The following is a 1,928-nucleotide window of genomic DNA, read 5'->3' as shown; positions in this document are numbered from 1 at the left end:
ATGCCACACGCCGTTACGCTGGTTCGCCATCACGCGATCGAGCTGCCGATGAAAATGCAGCACGCCCCATGTGACGAATTCGCTCATGCCGCGCGCGTGCTGCGGATCGACCACGCGGCACAGCGGCACGCGCGGCAGGCTCGGATCGCACAGGATGTTGTCGACGCCAGCCGCGATGCTGTGCACGAGCCTCAACTTCGGCAGCGCCGCGACCGCGCCTTCGGGTGGATTCCAGCAAACGGCGACGTCGGCATCGGCGGCATCGTGGCTGCCGTGCATCGCGACTTCGAGTTCGGGCGCCGCGCGCAGGATCGACGGCGCGAGATGCGACATGTCGTAGTCGCGGCTGATCAGTACGAGCTTGGTCATGGTCAGGTGCGGTAGTCGGTGGCGCTGCCGTCGATCAGGCGCAGGGCGGCGTTCCAGGCCATCTCCATGATCTCGCCGGACTCGTCGCGATCGAACTGGCTCGCGGTCAGACGGCAGACATCGACGGGCGGAATCCGGAGCGTCGCGCCGCCGGCGAGCGCCTGCACCTGCGCCTGACAGGCGCGTTCAAGAAAATAGATTTCGTGGAAAGCTTCGGCGACGGTGGAACCGGCGGCGAGCAGGCCGTGATTGCGCAGGATCATCGCCTTGTGCGGTCCGAGGTCGCGTACGAGCCGCGCGCGTTCCGCGTGATTCAGCGCGATGCCCTCATAGTCGTGATAGCCGAGCTTCTCGAAGAACTTGAGCGCGTGCTGCGTGATCGGCAACAAGCCGTGCTCCTGTGCCGACACCGCGCTCCCCGCCGCCGTATGCGTGTGGATCACGAAGTGCAGGTCCTCGCGCGCCGTGTGAATCGCGGAGTGGATCGTGAACCCCGCGGCATTGACGCGAAACGCTGCGGGATCGCTTGCTGCGCGCTCGTCGATGACGTTGCCCAGGTGATCGATCTTGACAAGATCCGACGCACGCATCTCGTGGAAGAGCACGCCGTAGCGGTTGATGAGGAACGTCGGCGTGTCGCCGGGCAGGCGCGCTGAAATATGCGTGTCGATCATGTCCGTCATGCGAAAGTGCGCGACCAGACGATAAAGCGCGGCGAGCTCGTGGCGGTATTTCCATTCGTCGCCATCGGATTGCGCGGCGCTTGCGTGTCGATACGTTTCTTGCAGTGTTTCCATGTTCAATGTCTCTCCTTGATCAGCACGTCAGTGTTCGTCGGCGACGAGGCGCGCGTCAAATTGCATGTGCTTATCCTGATCATCAAGCGCGCGAATGCTCGGGCGATGCCTCGAATGACAGCACCTCGCGAAGCGCTTCGCCCGCCCGCAATCGCGCGAGCAACGCGGGTTCGGCGCGATCGGAGGCGAGCGCCTGCTCGATGACTTCGGCGGCCGTGCCCGCGTCGAGGAAGAGCACGCCGTTGTCGTCGGCGAGGACGATAGCGCCCGGCTGCACGAACACGCCGCCGCACAGGACCGGCTCGTTGAAGGCGGCGTCGCCGGCATCGAGGCGTTTTGTTGTCAGCAGGCTCGTGCCACGCGCGAAGACCGGCAGTCCCGTCTCGCACAGCTCCAGCAGGTCGGTGACGACGCCATCGACGATGATCGCCTTCGCACCCGCGGCGAGTGCCGCGCACGAGGTCACGGCGCCCACCGGCGCGTGCGAGTGGTCACCGTTCATGTCGATGACGAGCACGTCGCCATCGACGAGTTCCGCCAGCGCCCGATTCACCGCGATGGCATCCGGGCTCGCGAGTTTCAGCGTCACCGCGCGGCCGACGACCTTCACGTTCGGCACTTGCGCGCGGATGCTCGAATCGGCGAATCCATGCTCGAGGAAATGGCCGAGCGTCGGGAAGCTGACGGCTTCCAGTGCCCGGACGAGAGATTTGTCCAGAGTCTGATGCATGATGGCTCGCGAGAAAAAGTGATCAGGAAAGC

The 1,928-nt window shown here is 64.8% G+C and carries 3 protein-coding genes; all 3 read right to left on the bottom strand.

All coding sequences use genetic code 11. The annotated features are described in order from the left end of the window. Positions 1-369 (bottom strand): Rossmann-fold NAD(P)-binding domain-containing protein (locus tag AWB67_RS37040; RefSeq protein ID WP_510183519.1); only part of this gene is annotated, 369 nt, incomplete at its 3' end. 2 nt (positions 370-371) lie between these two features. Continuing rightward, positions 372-1,166: a class II aldolase/adducin family protein gene (locus AWB67_RS37035; RefSeq protein ID WP_087660764.1), complete on the bottom strand. Its 795-nt coding sequence runs from the start codon at positions 1,164-1,166 to the stop codon at positions 372-374. Positions 1,167-1,248: 82 nt separating this feature from the next. Further along, entirely contained in the window at positions 1,249-1,896 is a 648-nt protein-coding gene (locus AWB67_RS37030) for an RraA family protein (RefSeq protein ID WP_200822413.1), read from the bottom strand. Between the last annotated feature and the right edge of the window lie 32 nt (positions 1,897-1,928).

This window comes from Caballeronia terrestris, from assembly GCF_001544515.1.
Taxonomy (GTDB): domain Bacteria; phylum Pseudomonadota; class Gammaproteobacteria; order Burkholderiales; family Burkholderiaceae; genus Caballeronia; species Caballeronia terrestris.
The sequence above is the reverse complement of the archived record's forward strand: the minus strand, read 5'-3'. Positions and strand labels throughout refer to the sequence as shown.